This is a genomic window from Pseudarthrobacter sp. lyk4-40-TYG-27 (assembly GCF_030209295.1).
Lineage (GTDB): Bacteria > Actinomycetota > Actinomycetes > Actinomycetales > Micrococcaceae > Arthrobacter.
Genome location: NZ_JARVSH010000003.1, coordinates 261,179 through 282,331 on the forward strand (window position 1 = coordinate 261,179; position 21,153 = coordinate 282,331).

Here is a 21,153-nt window from a genome sequence, read left to right on the forward strand (position 1 = left end):
GGACCGTACCCACGGCACACTGCGTCCGACGGTCCCGAAAGGACACACCATGAATGCATCTTCCGAACCACGCCGCTCCTTCTCCCGCCGCGGTTTCCTGGGCCTGACAGCTGCCGCGGCCTCCGTGCCGCTGCTGGCAGCCTGTGGTGGCGGCTCGGCGTCCCAGGGCGGCGGAGGCGGGGCCGGCGGGACCGTCAAGTTCTGGGACATGCCCTGGGCAACGCCGGCCTACAACGACGCCGCCAAGAGCATCGCCGAGGGCTTCTCCGGTGCCAACGGCAGCAAGGCCAGCTACCAGATCATCCAGTGGAACAACTTCTACCAGACCTTCTCCTCCGCGATTGCTTCCAAGACCGGCCCCGCCGTTTCCACCGGCGGCGGCTTCCAGGCGTTCCAGTTCGAGCAGCAGGGCCAGATCGCCTACGCGGACAAGGTGATCGACAAGCTGAAGGCGAACGGCCAGTTCGACGACTTCCTGCCCGGCGTGCTGGACCCGTTCAAGTCGGACAAGGGCTATGTGGCTGTTCCCTGGCAGCTGGACATGCGCGTCTTCTGGTACCGCAAGTCCCTCTTCGAGAAGGCAAACGTTGCCCTGCCCACGGACTGGCCGTCCCTCCTTGAAGCCGGCAAGGCCCTGAAGAAGGTCGGCGCGTTCGGCTTCACCACCGGCGCAGGTGCCGGCAACAACTACGCCAACCACTCCATGATCATGATGATGGTCAACAACGGCGGCGGCGTGTTCAACAAGGACGGCGAGCTGGACCTGTTGAATGACCGCAACGTCGAGGCCATGGAGTTCGTCCTGGAGCTCGTGTCCAACGGCATCGTGGACCCCGCCGCGGTCAGCTACACCACCGACAACATGTCAGCCCAGTGGAAGGACGGCAAGGCGGGCTACGGCCTATTCCAGGTGAACGTTCCGCAGCGCGTGGGCGACACCTCCGGCGACCTCCTGGTCGCTGACCCGATCAAGGGCCCGCACGGGGACAAAGCCACCATCGTGTTCCCGAACAACATCATGATGTACACCAACACCCCGTCCCAAGACGCCTCCGAGGAGTTCCTGGTGTACTACCTGGGCCAGCTCAAGCAGCTGTGGCAGAAGAAGCTCATGTCCGCACTGCCGGTCTTCAAGTCCATCACGGAGATGCCCGAGTTCGCGGACGATCCCAACAACGTCAAGATCGTCAAGGACTGGCAGCCGATCGCCAAGACCTTCGCCTCCCAGGGCAGCAGGCTGAACGCGAATCTTGCCGCCCTCGACGGCGGCCAGGCCCTGAACCAGTTCAGCCAGACCATCATCACCGGAAAGGCCGACGCCAAGACCGCCCTGCAGACCTTCCAGTCCGGCCTCGAGTCCGTCCTGAAGAAGTAAGCGCCCGCCATGTCCTCCACCACTGCACAATCCGGCCTCGCCCGGGCCCGCCGCGGGCTTGCCCCCGGCGGGTCCGGGGCCGCCCCGGGCAAACGCAAGAGCAAGCTCTCGGCCCAGGCCACCAGGACCTTTTTCTGGCTCCTGCTCCCCTCTGTGGTCCTCCTGGTCCTGATCCACGGCTACCCGCTGATCTACGCCGCGGTCCAGGCTACGCACGACGGCGACCTGCTCCAGACCGGCAACTTCGTGGGCGTCCAGAACTTCTCCACTGTCCTGAGCTCACCGGCGTTCTGGAAAGCCGCCCAGTTCACCCTCTGGTTCACCATCGTCGGCGTGTTTGGATCCTGGCTCGTGGGCCTGGGCCTCGCCCTGCTCCTGCGCACCAAGATCCCCGCCGGCAATACGTTCAAGGTCCTGCTGCTCCTGCCCTGGGTGGTGCCGATCGTGGTGTCCTCCACCGCCTGGAACTGGCTGGTGGCCACCCCGGACAGCCTGATTCCCGCGCTGTTCCGGAACCTTGGCCTGGGCACCCCGCTGTTCCTGGCAGACCCCACCCTGGCCTCCATCACCGTGATGGTCTTCAAAGTCTGGGTCAGCTTCCCGTTCATGATGATGATGATCTCCGCCGCCCTGGCCTCCGTGGACACCACCGTCTATGAGGCCGCCAGCATGGACGGCGCCAGCCGCTGGCAGCAATTTACCCAGATCACCCTGCCGCTGATCGCCCGCTCCACCTACATCAGCTGGATCCTGATGACCATCTTCTGCGTCAACGACTTCCCCACCATCTACCTGCTCACCGGCGGCGGACCCGTCAACGCCACCACCTCCCTGGTGGTCTTGGCCTACCGCACCGTGTTCCAGGACTTCGCCACCGGCCCCGGCGTGGCCATCGCCTTCCTCATGACCATGACCCTGGTGGTCATCTCGGTCATCCTGTACCGCCAGATCCGAAAGTCGAGTGTCGAATAATGAGCGCAGCAGTCCACGCCCATCCCCAATCCGGCCCGGCCCTGGGAGTCGGCCAGGCAGGCAACACCCGCCGGGTACTCTCCGAAGCCGGCCAACGCGGCCGCTGGTGGCGGTTCATCGCCATCCTCATCATCACCGCGATCGTGCTGGTGCCCATCATGGTCACCATCGTGCTCGCCTTCACCCCCGGTCCCAACAGCACCGCCACCGGCCTGACCTTCGAGAACCTCAGCAACGTGTTCTCCAAGACCCTTGCCGCCACCTGGCTGAAGAACAGCCTGGTCACCACCCTCTCCACCGTGGTGGTATCGGTGGCGGTGGCCGCACCCGCCGGCTACGTCCTCTCCCGCGGCCGGTCCAAGGCCGTCTCCGGCTACTCCCTGCTCCTGTTCGTCATGCAGTCGCTGCCCATCATCACCTCGGTGGTGCCGCTGTTCATCCTGTTCGCCGGGATGGGCCTGGTGGACAACCTCCTGGGCCTGACCATCATCTACGTCGGTTCCACCATGACGGTGGCCACCTGGATGATGGCCGCATACTTCGACTCCATCCCCATCAGCCTCGAGGAAGCGTCCTGGATCGACGGCTGCTCCGTCTTCGGATCCTTCACCAAAGTGGTCCTCCGAAACTCCCTCCCCGGCGTCCTCTCCACCGCCATCTTCGCCTTCCTCTTGGCCTGGAACGACTACCTCGTGGCCATCGTCTTCCTCCGCTCCAACGAAATCTTCACCCTTCCCATGGGCGTGCAGTCCTTCTTCCAGCAAAACGCGACAGACTGGACCTCAGTCATGGCCCTGGCCGTGGTCATGATGCTTCCGCCCGTCATCGTGTTCGCCGCCCTGAACAAATACTTCAGCGTAGGTGGCATCGGCGGCTCCCTCGCCGGCCGCTGACCGCCGCATTCGACCAACCGCTTCCCAACACCGCTAAGGAAACCCATGTCCTACTCGCTTCAGCTCTACACGCTCCGCAACGCCATCTCCGAGGACCTGCCCGGCACCATCAAGAAGGTTGCTGATATCGGCTTCACCCAGGTGGAGCCCTACAACTTCGTAGCCACGGCCAAGGAACTCGGCGCAGCCCTGAAAGAGAACGGCCTCACCGCACCGTCCGGCCACGCCCCGCTGATGAGCCAGGACCAGGACGAGATCTTCACCGCGGCCAAGGAACTGGGCATCAGCACGGTCATTGACCCGTTCCTGCCCGCCGAGCACTGGCAGAAGGCCGAAGACATCCAAGCCACCGCCGAAAAGCTCAACCAGGCTGCCAGGAAGGGGGCCGAGTACGGCATCCGGGTGGGCTACCACAACCACGCCTGGGAGCTGGAGTCCATAATCGACGGCCGCACCGCGCTGGAATACTTCGAATCCCTGCTGGACCCGGAACTCGTCCTCGAAGTGGACACCTACTGGGTAGCCGTGGGCGGGCAGGACCCGGTGGACATCCTGGCAAAGCTGGGTGACCGGGTGAAGTTCATCCACATCAAGGACGGCCCCCTCACCAGGGACAACAAGGCCCAGCAGCCGGCGGGCCAGGGCAAAGTGCCGGTCATGGACGTGATCGCCGCGGCCACGTCGCTTGAAGTGGGAGTCGTGGAGTTCGACGACTACGCCGGTGACATCTTCGAAGGCATCGCCGAAAGCCTTGCTTTCCTGAACAGCAACACCGCAGCCGAGGGGGCCAACGCATGAGCACGCCCGCAGCAAAATCTTCCCGCAAGGGCCCGGTGGGCGTCGGCGTGATCGGCGCCGGGGTGATCAGCAAGCAGTACCTGGACAACCTCACTGCGTTCCCGGACTTGAAGGTCCACGTCATCGCGGACCTCTTCGAGGAGGCCGCCGAGGCGCGGGCCAAGGAGTACGGCATCCCCGAGTGGGGCGGGGTGGAGAAGGCCCTGAACCACCCCGACGTCGAAATCATCGTCAACCTCACCATCCCGGCAGCACACGTGGAGGTGGCCACCGCCGCCGTCAACGCCGGCAAGCACGTCTGGACCGAGAAGCCCTTCTCCCTGGACCGCGAGTCCGGGCTGGGCCTGCTCAAGACGGCGGACACCGCCGGTATCCGCCTGGGCTGCGCCCCGGACACGTTCCTCGGTGCCGGGATCCAGACCGCCCTGCGCCTGATCCAGCGCGGCGACATCGGCACCCCGCTGACGGCGATGACCACGTTCCAGACCCCCGGCCCGGAGTCCTGGCACCCCAACCCGGCGTTCCTCTTCCAGCACGGTGCCGGCCCGCTGTTCGACATGGGCCCGTACTACCTCACCACCCTGGTCCAGGCGTTCGGCTCCATCCGCAAGGTGGCCGCCGTCGGGTCCAAGGCCAAGGATGTGCGCGTGATCGGTTCCGGCCCCAAGGCGGGCGAGAAGTTCACCGTCGAGGTGCCCACCCACGTCTCTGCCATGGCGCAGTTCGAGTCCGGCGCCTCCTCGCACAGCGTCTTCTCCTTCGAGTCCCCCCGGACCCGGATGGGCTTCGTGGAGATCACGGGCACCGAAGCAACCCTGTCGCTGCCGGACCCCAACTACTTCACCGGCGAGATCAAGCTCTGGCGCGCCGGCGACGAGGACTGGACCACCGTTCCCGCCACCGGGCCCGCTAACGGCCGCGGCATGGGCGTGCTGGACATGGCTCGCTCACTGCGGGCAGGAACAGCCCACAGGGCCACCGGCGACCTGGCGTACCACGTGCTGGACACCATGGTTTCGATCAGTGAGTCCATCGACTCCGGCACGTTCATCGACGTCGAAAGCTCCGCCCCGGCATCCTCCGCCATCCCGGAGGACTGGGCTCCGGAAACCGCCACCCTCTGACAGGCAGCAGGAACGCATCATGAGCACACCCGCACACCCCTCCGATTCCACGCCCTCCCGACGGTCCGGCCGCCCGTTGGGTGTGGCCGCGATCGGTTACGCCTTCATGGGCAAGGCGCACTCCAACGCATGGCGGAACGTGGCCAGCTTCTTCGACGTCCCGGCCTTCGAGCAGAAGGTCCTCGTGGGCCGGGACGCCACCGCCGTGGCCGAGGCCGCGGCCGCGTACGGCTGGGCGGAGTCGGCCACCGACTGGCGCGCCGTGATTGAACGGGATGACATCGACATCGTGGACATCTGCGCGCCGGGGTGGATGCATGCCGAGATCGCGATCGCAGCGCTGGAGGCGGGCAAGCACGTGCTGGTGGAGAAGCCCCTGGCCAACACGCTGGCCGAGGCCGAACTCATGACGGCCGCTGCCGCCAAGGCCCGTGCCCGGGGCGTGCAGTCGATGATCGGCTTCAATTACCGGCGCGTCCCGGCACTTGCCCTGGCCAGGGAACTGATCGCCGAGGGACGCCTGGGCACGGTCCGGCACGTCCGCGCCGCCTACCTCCAGGACTGGCTCGCCGATGCGCAGGCGCCCATGACCTGGCGGCTGCGAAAGGAAACCGCCGGGTCCGGCGCGCTGGGGGACATCGCCAGCCACGCCATCGACCAGGTCCTCTTCCTCCTCGGCGACCAGGTCAGCGAGGTCAGCGGCCGGCTGCACACCTTCGTGGACCGCCGTCCCGGCACAAGTGGTCCCGCAGGCGGCCTCGAAGAGGTGACGGTCGACGACGCCGCCTGGGCCACATTATCCCTCACCTCCGGGGCGGTCGCCTCAGTGGAGGTCTCCCGGGTGGCCACCGGCCGGAAGAACGCCCTCCAGATCGAGGTGTACGGCGAGAAGGGCAGCCTCCTGTTCGACCTGGAAAACCTCAACGAACTCGGCTTCCTGGACGCCACCGCCCCCACCCGGGAGCAGGGCTTCCGCCGGATCCTGGTCAACGAACCCGAGCACCCCTACCTGGAAGCGTGGTGGCCGCAGGGACACATCATCGGCTGGGAACACACCTTCACCCACCAGGTCCGCGACTTCCTGCTGGCGGTCCGGGACGGAACCCAGCCGTCGCCGTCGTTCGAAGAAGGACTGAACGTCCAGTACGTCCTGGACGCCGTGGAGGAATCCGCAGCCAATAAGAGCACCCTCACCGTCGTGCGCCACTAGCGCCCCACCACCAAGGAGCCCCCATGCCCCGCCCGTTCACCCTGTTCACCGGCCAGTGGGCCGACCTGCCCTTCGAAGAAGTCGCGCGCCTGGCCTCCGGCTGGGGCTACGACGGACTGGAAATCGCCGTCTCCGGCGACCACCTGGACGCCTGGCGCTGGGACGAACCCGGCTACGTCGAGTCCAAACTCGAGATCCTGGACAAGTACAACCTCAAAGTCTGGGCCATCTCCAACCACCTCAAAGGCCAGGCAGTCTGCGATGACCCCATCGACTTCCGCCACCAGGCCATCGTCGGCTCCAAAGTCTGGGGCGACGGCGACCCCGAAGGTGTGCGCCAACGCGCCGCGGAGGAAATGAAACACACCGCCCGGCTCGCCAAAGCACTGGGCGTGGACACCGTGGTCGGGTTCACCGGCTCCGCCATCTGGCAGTACGTGGCCATGTTCCCGCCCGTCCCGGAAAAAGTCATCGACGCCGGCTACCAGGACTTCGCCGACCGCTGGAACCCCATCCTGGACGTCTTCGACGAACAAGGCGTCCGGTTCGCCCACGAAGTCCACCCCTCCGAGATCGCCTACGACTACTGGACCACCGTCCGCACCCTCGAAGCGATCGGCCACCGCGAAGCATTCGGCCTGAACTGGGACCCCTCGCACATGATGTGGCAAGGCATCGACCCCGTCTCCTTCATCTGGGACTTCAAGGACCGGATCTACCACGTGGACTGCAAGGACACCAAGATCCGCCAGACCGGACGCAACACCGTCATGGGCTCCCACCTGCCTTGGGGCGACCCCCGCCGCGGCTGGGACTTCGTCTCCGCCGGACGCGGCGACGTCCCCTGGGAAGCCTCCTTCCGGGCCCTCTCCGCCATCGGCTACAACGGCCCCATCAGCATCGAATGGGAGGACGCCGGCATGGACCGCCTCCACGGAGCCCCCGAAGCCCTCGCCGCCCTGAAAAAGTACGACTTCCCCGCCTCCCAAACCAGCTTCGACGCCGCCTTCAGCAGCAACGACTGACGCGGCGTGCGGACCCTCCGGCCGGGGCAGCAGTGCGAGGTGTGGATCGAATCCTGATGGCGAAACCATCTTCCTGTCCGCCAATGACGGCCACACGGAGTCTTTCTCGACCACGCACGGTCATGCCCAGCTCGCCCGGATCCGTGCAGATGGCACCGGCGTCGAACAACTCCCACGGAGGCTGATACAGCATAGGCCCATACAGCAAAAACGGTGGCCCCTGGTTCCAGTATCTGATCCAGGGGCCACCGTCTTAGGTCGCTTTATCCGGCGTCAAAGCTCTCGTCGTCGTCATTGGGCGATTCCTCCTGCGGGAGGTCGTTTCCGCTGCCGTCCGGAAGGCCCGTGGCTTCCTCGCCGGATTCGGAGGAAACCGGCGCCGAACCTTGGGAATCGTCATTCGACTCATCGATTTCCGCGGCGCTGGACGGAAGGTCCATGTCGTGGGGCACGGGTTCCTGGCCCGCTCCCTGCTGCGGTTCGTTGGTGTCCGCGCCGGCGGAAGACCCGCCACCGGACCCTTGGCCCTGCGTACCGGCCGCTTCCTGCTCGGCAGTGGGGGTGCCGTAACCGCCCGGGGCGGACTCGGGTTCAGCCTGCTGGTTTTCCTGCGTCATGCTTCCTCCTGTGTGCCAACTGCGGGTGATAATCAGCAAACTTATCAAGTCTGGGTGCAAGTGCAACGGGATGCCTTGTTTCCGGGTACGGGAGGAGTAGAAAGAAGACCTGGTACTTGGCCTGCAAGGAAGGAGCACCGGTGTCCAATGTTGAGGACTACACGGGCCGGACGGGACGGAATGAGACCCGCGAGGAGCAGCTGGACCGCAACTGGGCAGAACTCCTGCAGGAGCTTCGCGTGCTCCAGACCGGGGTGCAGATCCTGGCCGGCTTCCTGCTGACGCTGCCGTTCCAGCAGCGGTTTGAAACGCTTGATGGCGTAGAGGTGGCCCTCTACCTCGCGAACGTCGTGGTGGCGGCCCTGACCACCGCCTTCATCCTCCTTCCGGTGAGCGTGCACCGCAGGCTGTTCCGCAAACGGTTGAAGGAAACACTGGTGTCCAGCGCGGACACCATCACCAAGATTGCCCTTGGCGGCATCGCCCTGCTCAGCGCGGGCACGGCAGCCCTCGTCTTCGACGTCGCGGCCGGGCGCTCGGCCGGAGTTTCTGCCGGCGGAGCTTTGCTGGGCATCATGGTGGTGCTGTTGGTATTCGTTCCGTTCCGACTCAACAAGCGGGCTTCGGGGAAGCCCGCCCCGCTTCCTCCCGGCAAGGCGCAGTAAGGCGGACTTGGGCGCCCTGCAACCCCTGGCCGGCTAGGCGCCTTCGAGCACCTGGCTTGTTGCCCAGGCGAGGTACTTGCCCGCGTTGGCGACGGCGTCGTCCGGGCTCGCTGCCACGTCCAGCAACTGCGCCGCTGCCACCACGCCATGCTTGGCGAGGTCTTCGAGGGTCACCAGGATCCGGCCGGCCACCACGATGACCGGAATCCCGCGCTCCCGGGCTGCATCCGCGAGCGCAATCGGCGCTTTGCCGGTCAGCGACTGCGAATCCATGGACCCCTCCCCTGTGATCACCAGGTCTGCGCTGTCCAGCTGGCCGGCCAGGCCGGTCAGGCCGGCCACCAGCGCGAAGCCGCCCTCCAGCGTGGCGTCGGTGAAGGCAAGGAACGACGCCGGGAAGCCGCCGGCGGCGCCCGCCCCGGGGACGTTCACGTCCCGGCCCGTCACTTCCCGCAGTATGGATGCCCAGTTGCGCAGGCCGGCGTCGAGCAGTTCGGCAGCTTCCGGGTCCGCACCCTTCTGGGGGCCGAAGACGTGGGCTGCACCGGACGGTCCATACAGCGGGTTGCGGACGTCCACGGCGATCCGGAAGGTGGTGGCCGCGAGCCTCGGGTCCAGCCCGGATGTATCCAGGGATACGACGTCGGCCAGCGACCCGCCGCCCAGCGGCACCACATTCCCGGCACCATCAAGCGGCTTCAATCCCAGGGCGCGCAGGGCGCCGCTCCCGGCGTCGGTCATTGCCGAACCGCCCAGGCCCAGCACGATCTCGGTGGCGCCCGCGTCCAGGGCGGCGGCGATGAGCTGGCCGCAGCCGTAGCTGTGGGCGCGCAAGGCGTTGGCAGGGGTCGGTTCCATGTCGGCCAGTCCGGACGCCTGGGCCGTCTCGATCACTGCCGTGACCGTGCCGTCGGCCCCTTTGTGGATGGCCCAGGCGGCGCCGACGGGGGCAAGGATCGGTCCCACCACGGCGTTGAGCCGCTCCTCGTACCCGGCCGCGACGGCGGCCTCCAGGGTCCCCTCTCCGCCGTCGGCGATGGGGAACTGGGTGGCCACGGCATCCGGGTAGACCCGCAGTGCCCCTTCGGCGATGGCGGCGGCCGCTTCTGCCGCCGTGAGGGACCCCTTGAATTTGTCCGGAGCAATAAGAATGCGCATGCGCTCCATCATGCCAGTATCCGCCGGGAAAGCGCTTGCCATCGTAATACGGACGCCCAGGGCGCCGGAAGTGCTGTTACCCCTGGCGCCATTCGTCGCCGGCGAGGTGGGAGCCCGCTTGCGGTCCCATCTGCAGCATCCCGCCATCCACCACCCAGGCCGCACCGGTCACGTAGCTGGAGGCGGGCGAGGCGAGGAACGCAATGACGTCGGCGATCTCCCGCGCGTGCCCCGGCCGGCCGAGCGGGACACCGGGCCGCCTGATCGTCGTCGGGTCCTGGTCCTCCTGCCCCGTCATGGGCGTGGCGATCTCGCCTGGGGCCACCGTGTTGGCCGTGATGCCGTACTGGCCCAGTTCCAGGGCAAGCGTCTTCATGAGGCCGCCGAGGCCGTGCTTGGAGGCATCGTAGGCGGAGGAGCCGACGCGGGGCTGGAACTCATGGACGCTGGACACCGCAATCAGGCGCCCGCCGCTGCCGGCGCGGACCATGTACCGGGCCGCGGCCTGCAGGCAGACGAAGGCCCCATTGAGGTTGGTATCCAGGATCCGCATCCAGTCGTCGATGCCCATGTCCAAAAACCTGGTGTTCGCCCCGGTGCCGGCGTTGTTCACAAAGACGTCCAGGCCACCCAGCTCCCCGGCGAGGTCGTCGATGACTCCGGCGGCAGCACGGAGTTCGGTGGTGTCCAGCTGCCGGACTACGGCCCTCCGGCCCAGGCTCCGAACTTCCTCGGCAGTACCCTCGGCACCCGCCCTGTCCGTATGCCAGGTGACGCCAACATCCAGGCCGGCGCGCGCGAGCGCCACCGCGGTGGCCTTGCCGATCCCGGAATCGGAGGCAGTGACGATGGCAGCGGTAGGCGTGAAATTGCTGGTGTCCGGCATGGCGGGCCTTTCATCGGGGGCAGGCGGGTAGCAGGTCAGGCGGGGCGGCGGAGTTCCGGCTCGTAGGGCCCGTCGGTGCCGCTGGAGCGCCCGCGTGGTCCGGCGGCCAGGGTGGGCGGGCTCTCGGGCGCAGACATCCACGGCACGGCGAACGTCACCACGGGCCGGCCGTCGTCGTCCGCGGACCTGACGGTCAGGCTTCTGGTGCCGGGAGGCACCGACGGGGCAAAGACCTGCAGGTTGCGGGTGCCCACCGTGGCCGAATCCTGCAGGGTGTATTCGGTCCCGAAGTGATCCTGGAGCGTGAGCCGCGGCTCGGGCGCACCGTCCGAGGGCAGGTGGATGTTGACCACCAGCCCGGACGCCCACACCTCCACGGACAGGATGGTGAATTCGGCAACCTCGGTGACATGCCGCCCGTAGGTGGGCGGGAGCAGCAGCCTGCGGAGCGCCCCGGACGGAATGAACTGACGGGTGCTGTTGCCTTGGTCCCCTGCCACAGCTCTTTCCTTTCCTGCGGCCAATTGATAAGCGTACTTACCATAGAGCCTCCGGATCCGCTCCATGTCAAGGACCCGCGCCAGGACTGTGTGGATGGCCTGCGGAGATACCCACAGGCCTGCGGAAACGTGCGGAAAAGCAGGCCCAGCGCGCTACCGCCGGGGCCGGACCACCGCGTAATATCCGGGCACCCGGTCCTGCCCGGGGACGCCCGTGACCGGATTGGTTTCGATGGCAGCGTGGCCGTCTTCCAGGAGTTCCCAGTCCGACGGCGGGAACGCCCGTTCGCGTTCTTCGGGGCCGAAGTGGCCGGGCATCGGCAGCCCGCGGATGGCCAGTTCCAGCGGCGCCGGGATGCCGCGCGTGGTGGCACCGAGGTGGGACACGTACTCCACCGGGTTCCCGTGGAAGTTGGTTTCCGCCATGAAGACGGTGCCGCGGTTGCCGGCCAAGGTCCCCAGGTTTTCCACGAGCGCCTTCTGGTGGGCGGGATCGAGGACGTGCAGGACTCCGCGAATGAAGACGTTGGCGCCATCAGCACCCGCATGGATTGACTCTGCCAGGGCAGCGCCGGCGCCCGGTGCAGTCATGTCGAGCGCTTCGAAAGCAGGGTTGGCAGCTCCTGCGGACTGCCGCCGCGCTATGTCAACCGCGTGCGGCGACACATCCACGCCAATTACCCGCGGGAAGACACCCGCGAGCGCCCGGGTGAAACCGCCGTGGCCGCAACCGGCGTCCACCACCGGGAGGGCCGGGTCCAGGTAGCGCAGGAGGTTGTCCCGGTAGCCGAGGAACTCGTGGTCGCTGCCCGAATCCCACAGGACCTCGCCGCCCGGGCCCGTGGCGGTGATACCGGCCCAATACTGGTCCCACGCCTTATGCCGGTCCTTCGGAGCACTCCGGGACAACCTGACGAGCTTGGGGATCAACAAGTACTTCCGCCAGGCGGACGACGTCGATTTGGTTCGGGAGGACACGGCTCAAATATATGTTCCCGCTCCCGCAGGCGGCGCACCTTGCGCTACATTACGGCGCGCCCCGGCGCGGGGCGGCGGTTGGGGCGCGGGACGGCCGTAGTGGCCCCCTGCACCCTGCATCCCCCTACAATGTACTCAACTGGGAGGGAAGGGAGCACTGTGACGGCTGTCCCGAGTGATGTGCGCCTGCCCCGCACCGCCGTCGTTGCCGATCCCGACGCCGGGCGCCTGGCCCTTAACGCACACGCCCTGCGGGAGGCCGGCTACACCGTCCTGGAAGCCGCCGACGCCGCGTCCCTGGCCCGGCTGCTGGCTGCCGGCGAGCCTTCCATCATCGTCGCGGACGCGCCGCTGTCAGCGGTCCGGACGACCGCCCCGGTCCTGGTGATGGTGGACCTGGACGATCCGGCGGACATTGGGGCAGCGAACCCGCCCGGCATCCACGACTGCATCACCAAGCCGCCCGCACCGCAGGAACTGGTCCACCGCGCGTCGGTCCTTATCGAGCAGGCATCCCGCCGCCGCGCGTCACGGGAGGAGGCGGAGGGGCTCCGCGAACAGCTGCGTGAAGTGTCCGCGGCGGTGCGCGCCACCAACAATCCCCAGGAAATTGCCGACCACGTCGTGGCCGGATTCGGCCGGACCTTCAAGGCCGATTACGTTGTCCTTTCCACCTTCGAGGACCACAGGGTCCCGGTGATCACGGCCACCTGGCGCCGGGGCGGGCTCGTGGAGCTGCGCCCCGAAGCCCTGCCTGGCGAGGACGAAGCCCGTGCCACGGCGGATGCGCTCTGGGCGGGCACGGAAACGCTGTCTGCCGACGGCAGCGAGGCCGATGCGGATGCCCCCGCGAGGCCCGCACCCGCTGTAGCCGGGGCCGCCTCCACCCTGGCAGTTCCCATCGGCGAAGGAAACTCGTCCCTGGGCATCATCTGGATCGCCATGATGGAGCGGCCCAGGACCTGGTCCAGCGCCGAGCTCGGGCTGATCCAGCACGTGGCGGGCAACGCCGCGTACGGACTGATCCAGAGCCACCTGATCAACAGCCAGCAGCAGGTGGTCAAACAGCTGCGGGAACTCGACAAGGCAAAGACGGACTTCCTGGCCACCGTGAACCACGAGCTGAGGACGCCGCTGACCTCGATCATGGCCTACCTGGACATGATCCAGGAGAGCACTGAACACCCGGTATCCAAGGAAGTCCACCAGATGCTGGACATCGTGGTCCGCAACACCGAACGGCTGCGGACGCTCATCGAGGATATGCTCAGCGTCTCGCGTGGCGGACTGGATGACACCGTGATGCACTTGGCGCCCGTACGCCTGGGGCAGACCCTTGACCTGGTGGCCGCCGCACTGCGGCCGCTGGCCACGCTGCAGAACGTCACCATCGACGTCGATCCCGTTCCAGAGGATCCGGAGATCCTTGCCGACGAGGTACAGCTCCAGCAGGTCTTTACCAACCTGGTGTCCAACGCCATCAAGTTCACCCCCAGCGGCGGACGCATCGAGGTGGGCAGTGAGTCCTACGCCGGTGCCGACGGATCCAAATGGGCCACTGTCCGGATCGCCGACACCGGAATCGGCATTTCCAGCGACGAGATCAACCATGTGTTCACCCGCTTCTACCGGGCCTCCAACGCCATGAACGGGGCCATCCCGGGCACCGGCCTGGGCCTGGCCATCTCCAAGGACATCGTGGACCGCCACGGCGGCAGCATCGATGTGGCCTCCACCCTGGGCGCCGGGACCACGGTGACGGTCAGCCTTCCCCTAGGCACCGACCACGCCCAGGTCAACTAAGCGGGAAGGAGGACTGGCAATGTTTGCCGACGACGACCCCCGGCTTTCCCAGCTGCTGGAAGGCATTGTCCGGCTCGCTTCCGGCGACCTCACCTCCCGGATTGAGGTCTCCCCCGCCCGGGACGAACTGGACGCCATCATCATGGGCACCAACCTGCTCGCCGAGGACTTGGAGATCATCTACCAGGAACTCGAACAGCGGGTCCAGGTCCGGACCCAACTGCTGCACGAAGCCCACCTGGAAATGCAGAAAATGGCGATGCAGGACCCCCTGACCGGCCTGGCAAACCGGTCCGCCCTCATCGAAGCCCTTCGGACCGCGCTGCTGGCCGTGGACGGAAGGACCCTGGAACCGGCCGGCGAGTGCCCGGCAATCCTGCTGATGGACCTGGACTCGTTCAAGTCGATCAACGACAGCCTTGGACATACCGCCGGCGACCAGGTGCTGGTGACCGTGGGCGAACGGCTGCGGGGCGCGGTGCGCGTTTCCGACGTCGTAGCCCGCCTGGGCGGGGACGAATTCGCCATCGTGATGCCCACGGCATCACCGGACCAGGCCGCCATCGTGGCGCACCGCATCCTGGCGGCGCTCAGCGAACCCATCGAGCTCCCCGGCCGCAGCGTGCGCTGCGGTGCCAGCATCGGGCTCAGCCTGGGCAGCGAAGGCCAGAGCCCGGAGGACATGCTGATGGAGGCCGACGTCGCCATGTACGCCTCCAAGGCGGAGGGCCAGAACAAGCTGCACCGGTTCGAACCCGCGCTGCTGCTGATGCGGCGCCTCCGCAGCCAGCTGGTGGATGACCTGCGCGCAGCCATCAAGGAGGATGGCCTGACCCTCTACTACCAGCCGGTGGTTGAGCTCAACACCGGACGCGTCGAGGGCGTGGAGGCGCTGGTCCGCTGGAACCATCCCACCCGGGGCTTCATCATGCCGGACGAGTTCATCCCGCTGGCGGAGGAGGCGGGGCTGATCTCCGAGCTGGGCCTGTGGGTCCTCAGGACCGCTGTGTGGCAGCTGCGGGAATGGATCGACAGCTCGCTGGTGGACAGCGATTTCTCCGTGCGGATCAACATCTCCGCCACGGACCTCCAAAGCCTGCAGTTCATCGAGGACGTGCGCAACGTCCTGAAAGAAACCCGCGTGCGGCCCGACCAGGTGGTCCTGGAACTGACGGAAGTGGCAATCGTCAAGGGCAATGAGCTGGACCGATACTCGCTGGGCGGCCTGCGGGGCCTGGGCGTGGGCATTGAAATTGACGATTTTGGCACGGGCTACTCATCCATCAGCTACCTCCGCCGTTTGCCGGTGGACCGGGTCAAGGTTGACCGGTCGCTGATCACCGGACTGGAGAGCGATCCCAGCCAGCCGGGCCTGGTGGCAGCAGTCCTCCAGCTGGTGCGTGCCTGCGGGCTGGAAGCTGTCTGGGAGGGCGTGGAAACGGCGGAGCAGGCGGAAATCCTTCGCAGCCTGGGCTGCCGCAGCGCCCAGGGCTACTACTTCGGCCGGCCGGTCCCGCCCGACCAGATTCCAGGTTTATTGAAAGAGCGGGCGGAAAGCGCTAACCAGTAGTGCGCAAACTACTGCGCTTTTGTGGCCGCCGTTATACGATCAGCGTGCGGTGTCGGGCTTTTTCGTCGCCGCGGAATTTCAGGTCTCACAGCAGCACCGGACTCTAAAAGGCGTTTTTGAAATTGAACATTAATGGGCCAATGGGTCATTACTTCGTCAACTGGGGGCGTAGCTAATGTCGGTTCGTGTACAAGCATGGGGAATTATCGCCGCAGTACTCTCGGATACGGATCCCGCGGGGGCCGCTGTCCGGCAGCGGCTGAGCGACAGCCTCGATGAGAATCCCGGCGTGCCCGAGCGGGCCCTGCTGGAATATCTCCTGGAGGCCCGGAGGAGCGACGCCAACACGGCGGAAACCATTGAATCCGTACGGCAGATGCGCCTGGCGCCGCCCGTACTGCCACCGAAGCTGGCCGAACAGTTGGACGCCATCCGCAGCGCCTCCCGGATCAGCGCCCTGCTGGAAAACCACATGCTGATGACCGCCTTCCAGCCCATCTACGGGCTGGAAGGAAAGGCCGTGGTGGGTGTGGAGGCGCTCTCGCGCTTCGTCAGCGACGACGGCGCCACCGCGGAACTCTGGTTTGCCGAGGCAGAGGCCGTGGGCCTGGGCGCGAACCTCGAGTTCTCAGCCCTTGGCTCGGCTGCAGCAGCTGCCCGTGACCTGCCCGGTTCCCTCTACGTGTCCCTCAACATCTCCCCCACGTCCTGCATGGACCCGCGGCTGCCCGAACTGTTCGAGCACATCGAGCTCCCCATCGACCGGGTGGTGCTCGAATTGACGGAAGACATTCCGGAAGAGGAATACCTTCAGTTCATCTCCGCACTCAATCCCCTCCGCGAAAAGGGCCTCCGGATCGCCGTGGACGACACCCACACCGGAGCCGGCGCCCTGAGCCGCATGATCCACCTGCGCCCGGACTTCCTCAAGGTGGGCCGCAACGTGATCGGTGACGTGGACAAAGACGGCGTCCAGCGCGCCCTCGCCGCTTGCCTGGTGGACTTCACGGACCAGATCGGCATCACCCTGGTGGCCGAAGGCATTGAGACAGTGGGCGAGCTGAAGGTCCTGACGGAACTCGGCATCAGCGCCGGCCAGGGCTACCTGCTGGGCCGCCCCTCGGTACGGCCTGAGGACTGGGCCAACTGGAACACCCGCCTGGACGTGGACGGCCTGGAACGCCACCTGGCCAGCCCCGGCGAGTAGCCGGCACGGAACCTACCGGGGTTCCTGCGCCGGCGGCCACTGGCCGCGTGCACTGAGCACCTCGCGCAGCAGGTCCGCACGGTCCGTGACGATGCCGTCCACCCCCAGCTCGAGGAGGCGGTGCATCTCAGCGGCCTCGTTGATGGTCCAGACATGCACCACCAGGCCAAGGTCGTGGGCGCGGCGGATGAAGCCTGCGGTGACCACGGGGACCCGTCCGTACCGCACGGGAACCTGCAATGCCTGGATATCGCGGAGCGGCCGGCGCATGATCCGGCGGAAGGCCGCCCGCGGAAGGACAGGTCCCAGGAGGGTGAAGAGGGCATTCGAGGCCACGCCGGCGGAGGAGGCCACCGGCCGGCTGAGCAGCTTCAGCACCGCCCGCCGCCGCCGGTCCGAAAAGCTGGTGACCAGCACCCGGTGGTGCACCTGGTGCCGCTCGATCGCGGCGGCAGTGCTCCGCACCGAATCCCAGTCCTTGACGTCGAGGTTCAGCCTGGCCTCCGGCAGGCCGGTGACCAGCTCGTCGAACGTGGGAATGGGTTCACGGCCGTCGATCCGCGCCTTCGCCACCTCTGCGGCGGCAAGATCCCCGACCCTGCCTCTGCCGTCGGTCACCCGGTCCAGGAATTCATCGTGGAACAGCAGCAGCACGCCGTCCGCCGTGGTGTGGACATCCGTTTCGAGATAGCGGAAGCCGAGTTCGATGCCGGCGCGGAACGCGGCCATGGAGTTTTCCAGCCCGTCCACCGAGAAGCCCCGGTGGGCCATGGCGATGGGAAGCTGCCGCCCGGCGTCGTCGGGGTGTTGAAAAAAGGGCAGGGTCACCCTGCGAGCGTACCCGAGGCCCGCACCGTCAGTCCCGGCAGTCGGTCTCGCCACAGGGCAGGATGTCCACGCCGTCGCCGCAGTGCAGCAGGACGCGTCCGCGGCCGCCATCCAGGTGGACCCAGACGGCGCTGTGGTCTGCGGTAATGGTGTCCACTACCCCGCTCGCTTGGAAGCCGGGTGACAGCAGGACGCGGACCCTGTCGCCCTGGCGCAACTGCTTCCAGTGCGGATCAGGCGTTGCCTTGCGCAGCGGCGCATCTGCTGCGCGCTGTTTGACGCTTCGTGCCATCGGAACCCCCTGTGAGCCGGCCGGTGAGGGGCGAACCCTCCAGCCTTGACGGTACAGACGAAAGGTAAACGCCAGGTGAGCGCCAGCTGGAAGTACGGGGCGGGAGTCAGGAAAACTGGACGCCCAAGGCTGCCAGCCTGGCCTCCAGGACCTGGGCCACGCCGTCGTCGTCAAAATGCGGTGCCTGCCGGCCCGCCGCCCTGATGGCCTCGGGGTGGCCGCTGGCCATCGCGTAACCGTGACCGGCCCAGCGGAGCATTTCGATGTCGTTGGGCATGTCGCCGAAGGCGACCACGTCGGCGGCATCGATGCCCAGTGCGGCCGCGTACTCGGCCAGGGTGACGGCCTTGTTCACGCCCGGGAGGGACAGTTCCAGCATGGCGACGCCGGGCGAGGAGTGCGTGGCGGCGGCCAGGTGTTCGACGGCGGGCGCCACCTCGGCGAGGAAGTCGTCCGGGGTGCCCTCCCGGACAATGGCCAGGAATTTGACCACGGAATCGTCCCCGGTGAGCGTTTCATGGAGCGGCGCCGGAGTGAATTCGGCGAGGAGTTCGCTGGATTCGTTTTCGATGAAGCCCGGCTCAAGGTGGAACCCGGTGAGCGTTTCGGCGGCGAACAGCGCGGTGGGACGGAGTTCCTTGATGACGCGGCGGATTTCCAGGACAGCAGCGGTGGCCAGCGCACGGGCGGATACCAGTTGGTCCGCTTCCAGGTCCCAGACGACGGCACCGTTGGAGCAGATCACCCGTCCGGCGTGGCCCAGCTGCTCCTCAAGCGGGTGCAGCCAGCGCGGAGGGCGCCCGGTGACGAAGACCAGTTCGACGCCGGCATCCCGGCAGGCGTGGAAGGCGCGTATGGTGCGCGGGCTGATTTTTCCGTCGTGCCCAAGGATCGTTCCGTCAATATCGCTCGCAACCAACCGCATCCTGCAAGTCTACGTTGGCCGCCGGCTCCCGTTGTCGGCCTGCGGGGCTACACTGAAGTATCGAACATATATTCGAATAAAGGTGTGTTGTGGGCGTTATTATTGGTCCCCGCGTGATAGATGCGGGCGTCTCCTTGTTATCGGTGCTGATCTCGCCCGTGGCAGTGGCGGCGGGGTTTCCGTCGCCCGCACAGGACTACTTCGATGGCCGGATCGACCTGAACGCCCACCTGATCAAGGACATCACCAGCACGTTCGTGGTCCGGGTAACCGGGGACTCCATGGAAGGCGCGGGCATCAGCGACGGCGATGAACTCATTGTGAACCGGGCCCTGGAACCGCGGGACGGGTCTGTGGTGATCGCCGTCCTGGACGGAGAACTGACGGTCAAGCGCCTGCGCATCACCGGCAACGGCGTGGTGCTGCAGGCGGAAAACCCGCGGTATCCGGACATCCGGGTACCGGCCCTGTCCGAGCTGACCATCTGGGGCGTTGCCACCCGGTGCCTCCATCATGTGTGAAGTGCATCGTGGCTAAGCCGGCCCCCATGCGGAGGATGCCGCAGATCGCCCATGTGGACGTCAACTGCTTCTACGCGTCGGCGGAGCGCGCCTTCGATCCCTCCCTGGAGGGCCGGCCGCTCGTGGTCCTGTCCAACAATGACGGCTGCGCGGTTACCCGGTCCCCCGAGGCGAAAGCCCTCGGCATCTCCACCGGGGAGCCCTGGTTCAAGCTCGCGCCGCGGGCCAAGGAATGGGGCCTGGTGGCCAAGTCCAGCAATTATGAGTTGTACGGGGACATCAGCGCCCGAGTCATGGAACTTCTCGGCCGCTACTCGGCGTGGCTGGAGGTCTACAGCATTGACGAGGCGTTCCTCGGCGTCAAGGGCGAACCGGACCAGCTGTTGGTCCTTGGCCGCCGGATCAAGGAGGCCGTGCTGCGCCACGTCGGGGTTCCGGTGTGCGTAGGGATAGCTCCCACCAAAACACTGGCCAAGCTGTGCAACAAGTGGGCCAAGAACAATCCCGCATTTGGCGGGGTGTGCCTCTGGGAGTCAGTGCCGCCGCCGGTGCGGGAGGGCTTGATGGGCCGGTTGCCCGTGGACGAGATCTGGGGCGTCGCCGGGCGCCTGGCCAAGCGCCTGAATGCCATGGGGATCTTTACCGTGCTGGACCTGATGCACGCCGACCCGGTGGCGATCAGGGGCAAGTTTTCGGTGGTGCTGATGCGCACCGTCCTCGAACTGCGCGGCACTGCCTGCATTCCCATGGAGGAGGAGCGCGTTGGCCGCGACCAGTTGATCTTTTCCCGCTCGTTCGCCACCCCGGTGACCACCTCTGCCGGTGTGCGGGAGGTGCTGGGCATTTACAGCCAGCAGGCGAGCGCACGGCTGTCCAAACACGGCCTCCAGGCAAAGGTGCTGACGGCGTTCGCAGCCACCTCGCCGTTCCGGAACCAGGAGCAGGCGTATCCTACGGTGTGCGTCCGGCTTCCCATGCCCACCGCGGATCCGCTCCTGCTCACCAGGGCCGCGCACGCTCTGCTGCCGAAAATCCGGGAAGGGCTCAGGTATGCGAAGGCGGGCCTGATGCTGACCGATCTTCGGCCCACCGGCAACCAGCCACCGCTGGAGCCTTTCGAGAACCGGCACGAGGAACGCGGCATCGGGCCGCTGCTGGAGGACGTCAGCCGCCGCTTTGGGCGCGGTTCCATTGGATTGGGGTACGCAGGCGTCAAGTCCGGCCTTGACTGGACCATGAAGCGCAATATGCGTTCACCCCGGTACACAACCCACTGGGACGAACTGCCGCTGGTCAAGGCCGCCTGACCTTCGGGTCCCCGCCGGCGGCACCAAGGCCGGCGGCGGGGACCCTCGTGGCCATCAGGCGCGGGACCTGCCGCGGACAAAGTGGAAGATCAGGACTACCACGGCAACAACCAAAAGGATGTGGATGAGCCCGCCGCCAATATTGGCGAGCAGTCCGAGGAGCCAGAGAACGGCGATGATAATAGCGATCCAAAGCAACATGAATTTCTCCTGCATTGTTATTGGCTGGAACTGCTGCATGTGCAGTACGGCGCCTCAGCCGGGCCTACTGCAAGGAATACACCCCTACCTCCCACTCCAGGCCCCCATGCCGCTTCCGTTCATCAGCACGGCCGGTAAAACGTCGCAGTGGCCTGCTGAATCGCCACACCGAAATTGTGTGGCAAATCCCAGACTATTTCAGGACGCCCCTGCTGGAAATGGCAGGGCATCAAAAAAATAGACGTGTCCCCTTTGTGCGTGATTTCGCGCATGGATGCAAAATCCCCGCAGCTCTCCT

At 66.5% G+C, this 21,153-nt stretch carries 22 protein-coding genes; 13 read left to right on the forward strand and 9 right to left on the reverse strand.

From position 1 onward, the window contains the following. Nucleotides 1-49 precede the first annotated feature (49 nt). From QRM96_RS05680 to QRM96_RS05710, 7 genes are read left to right on the forward strand one after another with little or no spacing between them, the layout of a single operon-like run. On the forward strand, nt 50-1,375 hold the full coding sequence (locus QRM96_RS05680; protein WP_109044098.1) for an ABC transporter substrate-binding protein: 1,326 nt from the start codon (nt 50-52) through the stop codon (nt 1,373-1,375). Between the two features lie 9 nt (nt 1,376-1,384). After that, a complete protein-coding gene (locus tag QRM96_RS05685; RefSeq protein ID WP_018762698.1) occupies nt 1,385-2,347 on the forward strand; it encodes a carbohydrate ABC transporter permease in 963 nt (320 codons plus the stop codon). Continuing rightward, nucleotides 2,347-3,240 (forward strand): carbohydrate ABC transporter permease, encoded by an 894-nt coding sequence (locus QRM96_RS05690; RefSeq protein WP_018762699.1) that lies wholly within the window; start codon nt 2,347-2,349, stop codon nt 3,238-3,240. Before QRM96_RS05685 ends, QRM96_RS05690 begins: the two co-directional genes overlap by 1 nt. Before the next feature lie 45 nt (nt 3,241-3,285). Beyond that, nucleotides 3,286-4,038, forward strand: coding sequence for a sugar phosphate isomerase/epimerase family protein (locus QRM96_RS05695; RefSeq protein ID WP_018762700.1), 753 nt, complete (start codon nt 3,286-3,288; stop codon nt 4,036-4,038). After that, on the forward strand, nt 4,035-5,162 hold the full coding sequence (locus QRM96_RS05700; protein ID WP_018762701.1) for a Gfo/Idh/MocA family protein: 1,128 nt from the start codon (nt 4,035-4,037) through the stop codon (nt 5,160-5,162). Before QRM96_RS05695 ends, QRM96_RS05700 begins: the two co-directional genes overlap by 4 nt. Nucleotides 5,163-5,181: 19 nt before the next feature. Then, entirely contained in the window at nt 5,182-6,372 is a 1,191-nt protein-coding gene (locus QRM96_RS05705; RefSeq protein WP_285318784.1) for a Gfo/Idh/MocA family protein, read from the forward strand. A 23-nt stretch (nt 6,373-6,395) separates the two neighbouring features. Then, on the forward strand, nt 6,396-7,397 hold the full coding sequence (locus QRM96_RS05710; RefSeq protein ID WP_285318785.1) for a sugar phosphate isomerase/epimerase family protein: 1,002 nt from the start codon (nt 6,396-6,398) through the stop codon (nt 7,395-7,397). A 263-nt stretch (nt 7,398-7,660) separates the two neighbouring features. On the opposite strand, the gene QRM96_RS05715 is transcribed toward QRM96_RS05710, so the two are convergent. Further along, nucleotides 7,661-8,014 (reverse strand): hypothetical protein, encoded by a 354-nt coding sequence (locus tag QRM96_RS05715; RefSeq protein ID WP_018762704.1) that lies wholly within the window; start codon nt 8,012-8,014, stop codon nt 7,661-7,663. A gap of 140 nt (nt 8,015-8,154) precedes the next feature. Between QRM96_RS05715 and QRM96_RS05720 the strand changes: the two genes are divergently transcribed. After that, nucleotides 8,155-8,679, forward strand: a complete 525-nt coding sequence (locus QRM96_RS05720; protein ID WP_285318787.1) for a DUF6328 family protein — start codon at nt 8,155-8,157, stop codon at nt 8,677-8,679. Nucleotides 8,680-8,712: 33 nt separating this feature from the next. Here QRM96_RS05720 and QRM96_RS05725 read toward each other — a convergent pair whose 3' ends face one another. The 4 genes from QRM96_RS05725 to QRM96_RS05740 all read right to left on the reverse strand — a co-directional run bounded on the left by QRM96_RS05725 (nt 8,713) and on the right by QRM96_RS05740 (nt 12,153). Beyond that, a complete protein-coding gene (locus QRM96_RS05725) occupies nt 8,713-9,837 on the reverse strand; it encodes a glycerate kinase (protein ID WP_285318789.1) in 1,125 nt (374 codons plus the stop codon). 76 nt (nt 9,838-9,913) lie between these two features. Continuing rightward, entirely contained in the window at nt 9,914-10,723 is an 810-nt protein-coding gene (locus QRM96_RS05730) for an SDR family oxidoreductase (protein ID WP_285318791.1), read from the reverse strand. 35 nt (nt 10,724-10,758) lie between these two features. Next, complete coding sequence (locus QRM96_RS05735; RefSeq protein ID WP_018762708.1) at nt 10,759-11,223, reverse strand: hypothetical protein; 465 nt, start codon at nt 11,221-11,223, stop codon at nt 10,759-10,761. 153 nt (nt 11,224-11,376) lie between these two features. Then, nucleotides 11,377-12,153, reverse strand: a complete 777-nt coding sequence (locus QRM96_RS05740; RefSeq protein WP_133831457.1) for a class I SAM-dependent methyltransferase — start codon at nt 12,151-12,153, stop codon at nt 11,377-11,379. 207 nt (nt 12,154-12,360) lie between these two features. On the opposite strand from QRM96_RS05740, the gene QRM96_RS05745 reads away from it, so the two are divergent. The 3 genes from QRM96_RS05745 to QRM96_RS05755 all read left to right on the forward strand — a co-directional run bounded on the left by QRM96_RS05745 (nt 12,361) and on the right by QRM96_RS05755 (nt 16,781). Next, the gene (locus tag QRM96_RS05745; RefSeq protein WP_285318793.1) at nt 12,361-14,004 is read left to right on the forward strand and encodes a sensor histidine kinase; all 1,644 of its coding nucleotides are present in this window, start codon (nt 12,361-12,363) and stop codon (nt 14,002-14,004) included. Nucleotides 14,005-14,023: 19 nt separating this feature from the next. Beyond that, nucleotides 14,024-15,574, forward strand: a complete 1,551-nt coding sequence (locus tag QRM96_RS05750) for a putative bifunctional diguanylate cyclase/phosphodiesterase (RefSeq protein ID WP_018762711.1) — start codon at nt 14,024-14,026, stop codon at nt 15,572-15,574. A gap of 175 nt (nt 15,575-15,749) precedes the next feature. Beyond that, a complete protein-coding gene (locus QRM96_RS05755) occupies nt 15,750-16,781 on the forward strand; it encodes an EAL domain-containing protein (RefSeq protein WP_026264838.1) in 1,032 nt (343 codons plus the stop codon). Nucleotides 16,782-16,793: 12 nt separating this feature from the next. On the opposite strand, the gene QRM96_RS05760 is transcribed toward QRM96_RS05755, so the two are convergent. From QRM96_RS05760 to QRM96_RS05770, 3 genes are all read right to left on the reverse strand, one after another. After that, nucleotides 16,794-17,609, reverse strand: a complete 816-nt coding sequence (locus QRM96_RS05760) for a glycerophosphodiester phosphodiesterase family protein (protein WP_018762713.1) — start codon at nt 17,607-17,609, stop codon at nt 16,794-16,796. 28 nt (nt 17,610-17,637) lie between these two features. Continuing rightward, the gene (locus QRM96_RS05765) at nt 17,638-17,901 is read right to left on the reverse strand and encodes a hypothetical protein (protein ID WP_285246709.1); all 264 of its coding nucleotides are present in this window, start codon (nt 17,899-17,901) and stop codon (nt 17,638-17,640) included. A gap of 106 nt (nt 17,902-18,007) precedes the next feature. Continuing rightward, nucleotides 18,008-18,826 (reverse strand): HAD family hydrolase, encoded by an 819-nt coding sequence (locus tag QRM96_RS05770; protein WP_285318796.1) that lies wholly within the window; start codon nt 18,824-18,826, stop codon nt 18,008-18,010. Nucleotides 18,827-18,915: 89 nt separating this feature from the next. On the opposite strand from QRM96_RS05770, the gene QRM96_RS05775 reads away from it, so the two are divergent. Together QRM96_RS05775 and QRM96_RS05780 are read left to right on the forward strand one after the other, a co-directional pair. Further along, entirely contained in the window at nt 18,916-19,347 is a 432-nt protein-coding gene (locus tag QRM96_RS05775; protein ID WP_026264842.1) for a LexA family protein, read from the forward strand. Between the two features lie 26 nt (nt 19,348-19,373). Next, nucleotides 19,374-20,654, forward strand: coding sequence for a Y-family DNA polymerase (locus QRM96_RS05780; protein WP_026264843.1), 1,281 nt, complete (start codon nt 19,374-19,376; stop codon nt 20,652-20,654). A 54-nt stretch (nt 20,655-20,708) separates the two neighbouring features. Here QRM96_RS05780 and QRM96_RS05785 read toward each other — a convergent pair whose 3' ends face one another. Next, nucleotides 20,709-20,855 (reverse strand): lmo0937 family membrane protein, encoded by a 147-nt coding sequence (locus QRM96_RS05785; protein WP_109044233.1) that lies wholly within the window; start codon nt 20,853-20,855, stop codon nt 20,709-20,711. Between the last annotated feature and the right edge of the window lie 298 nt (nt 20,856-21,153).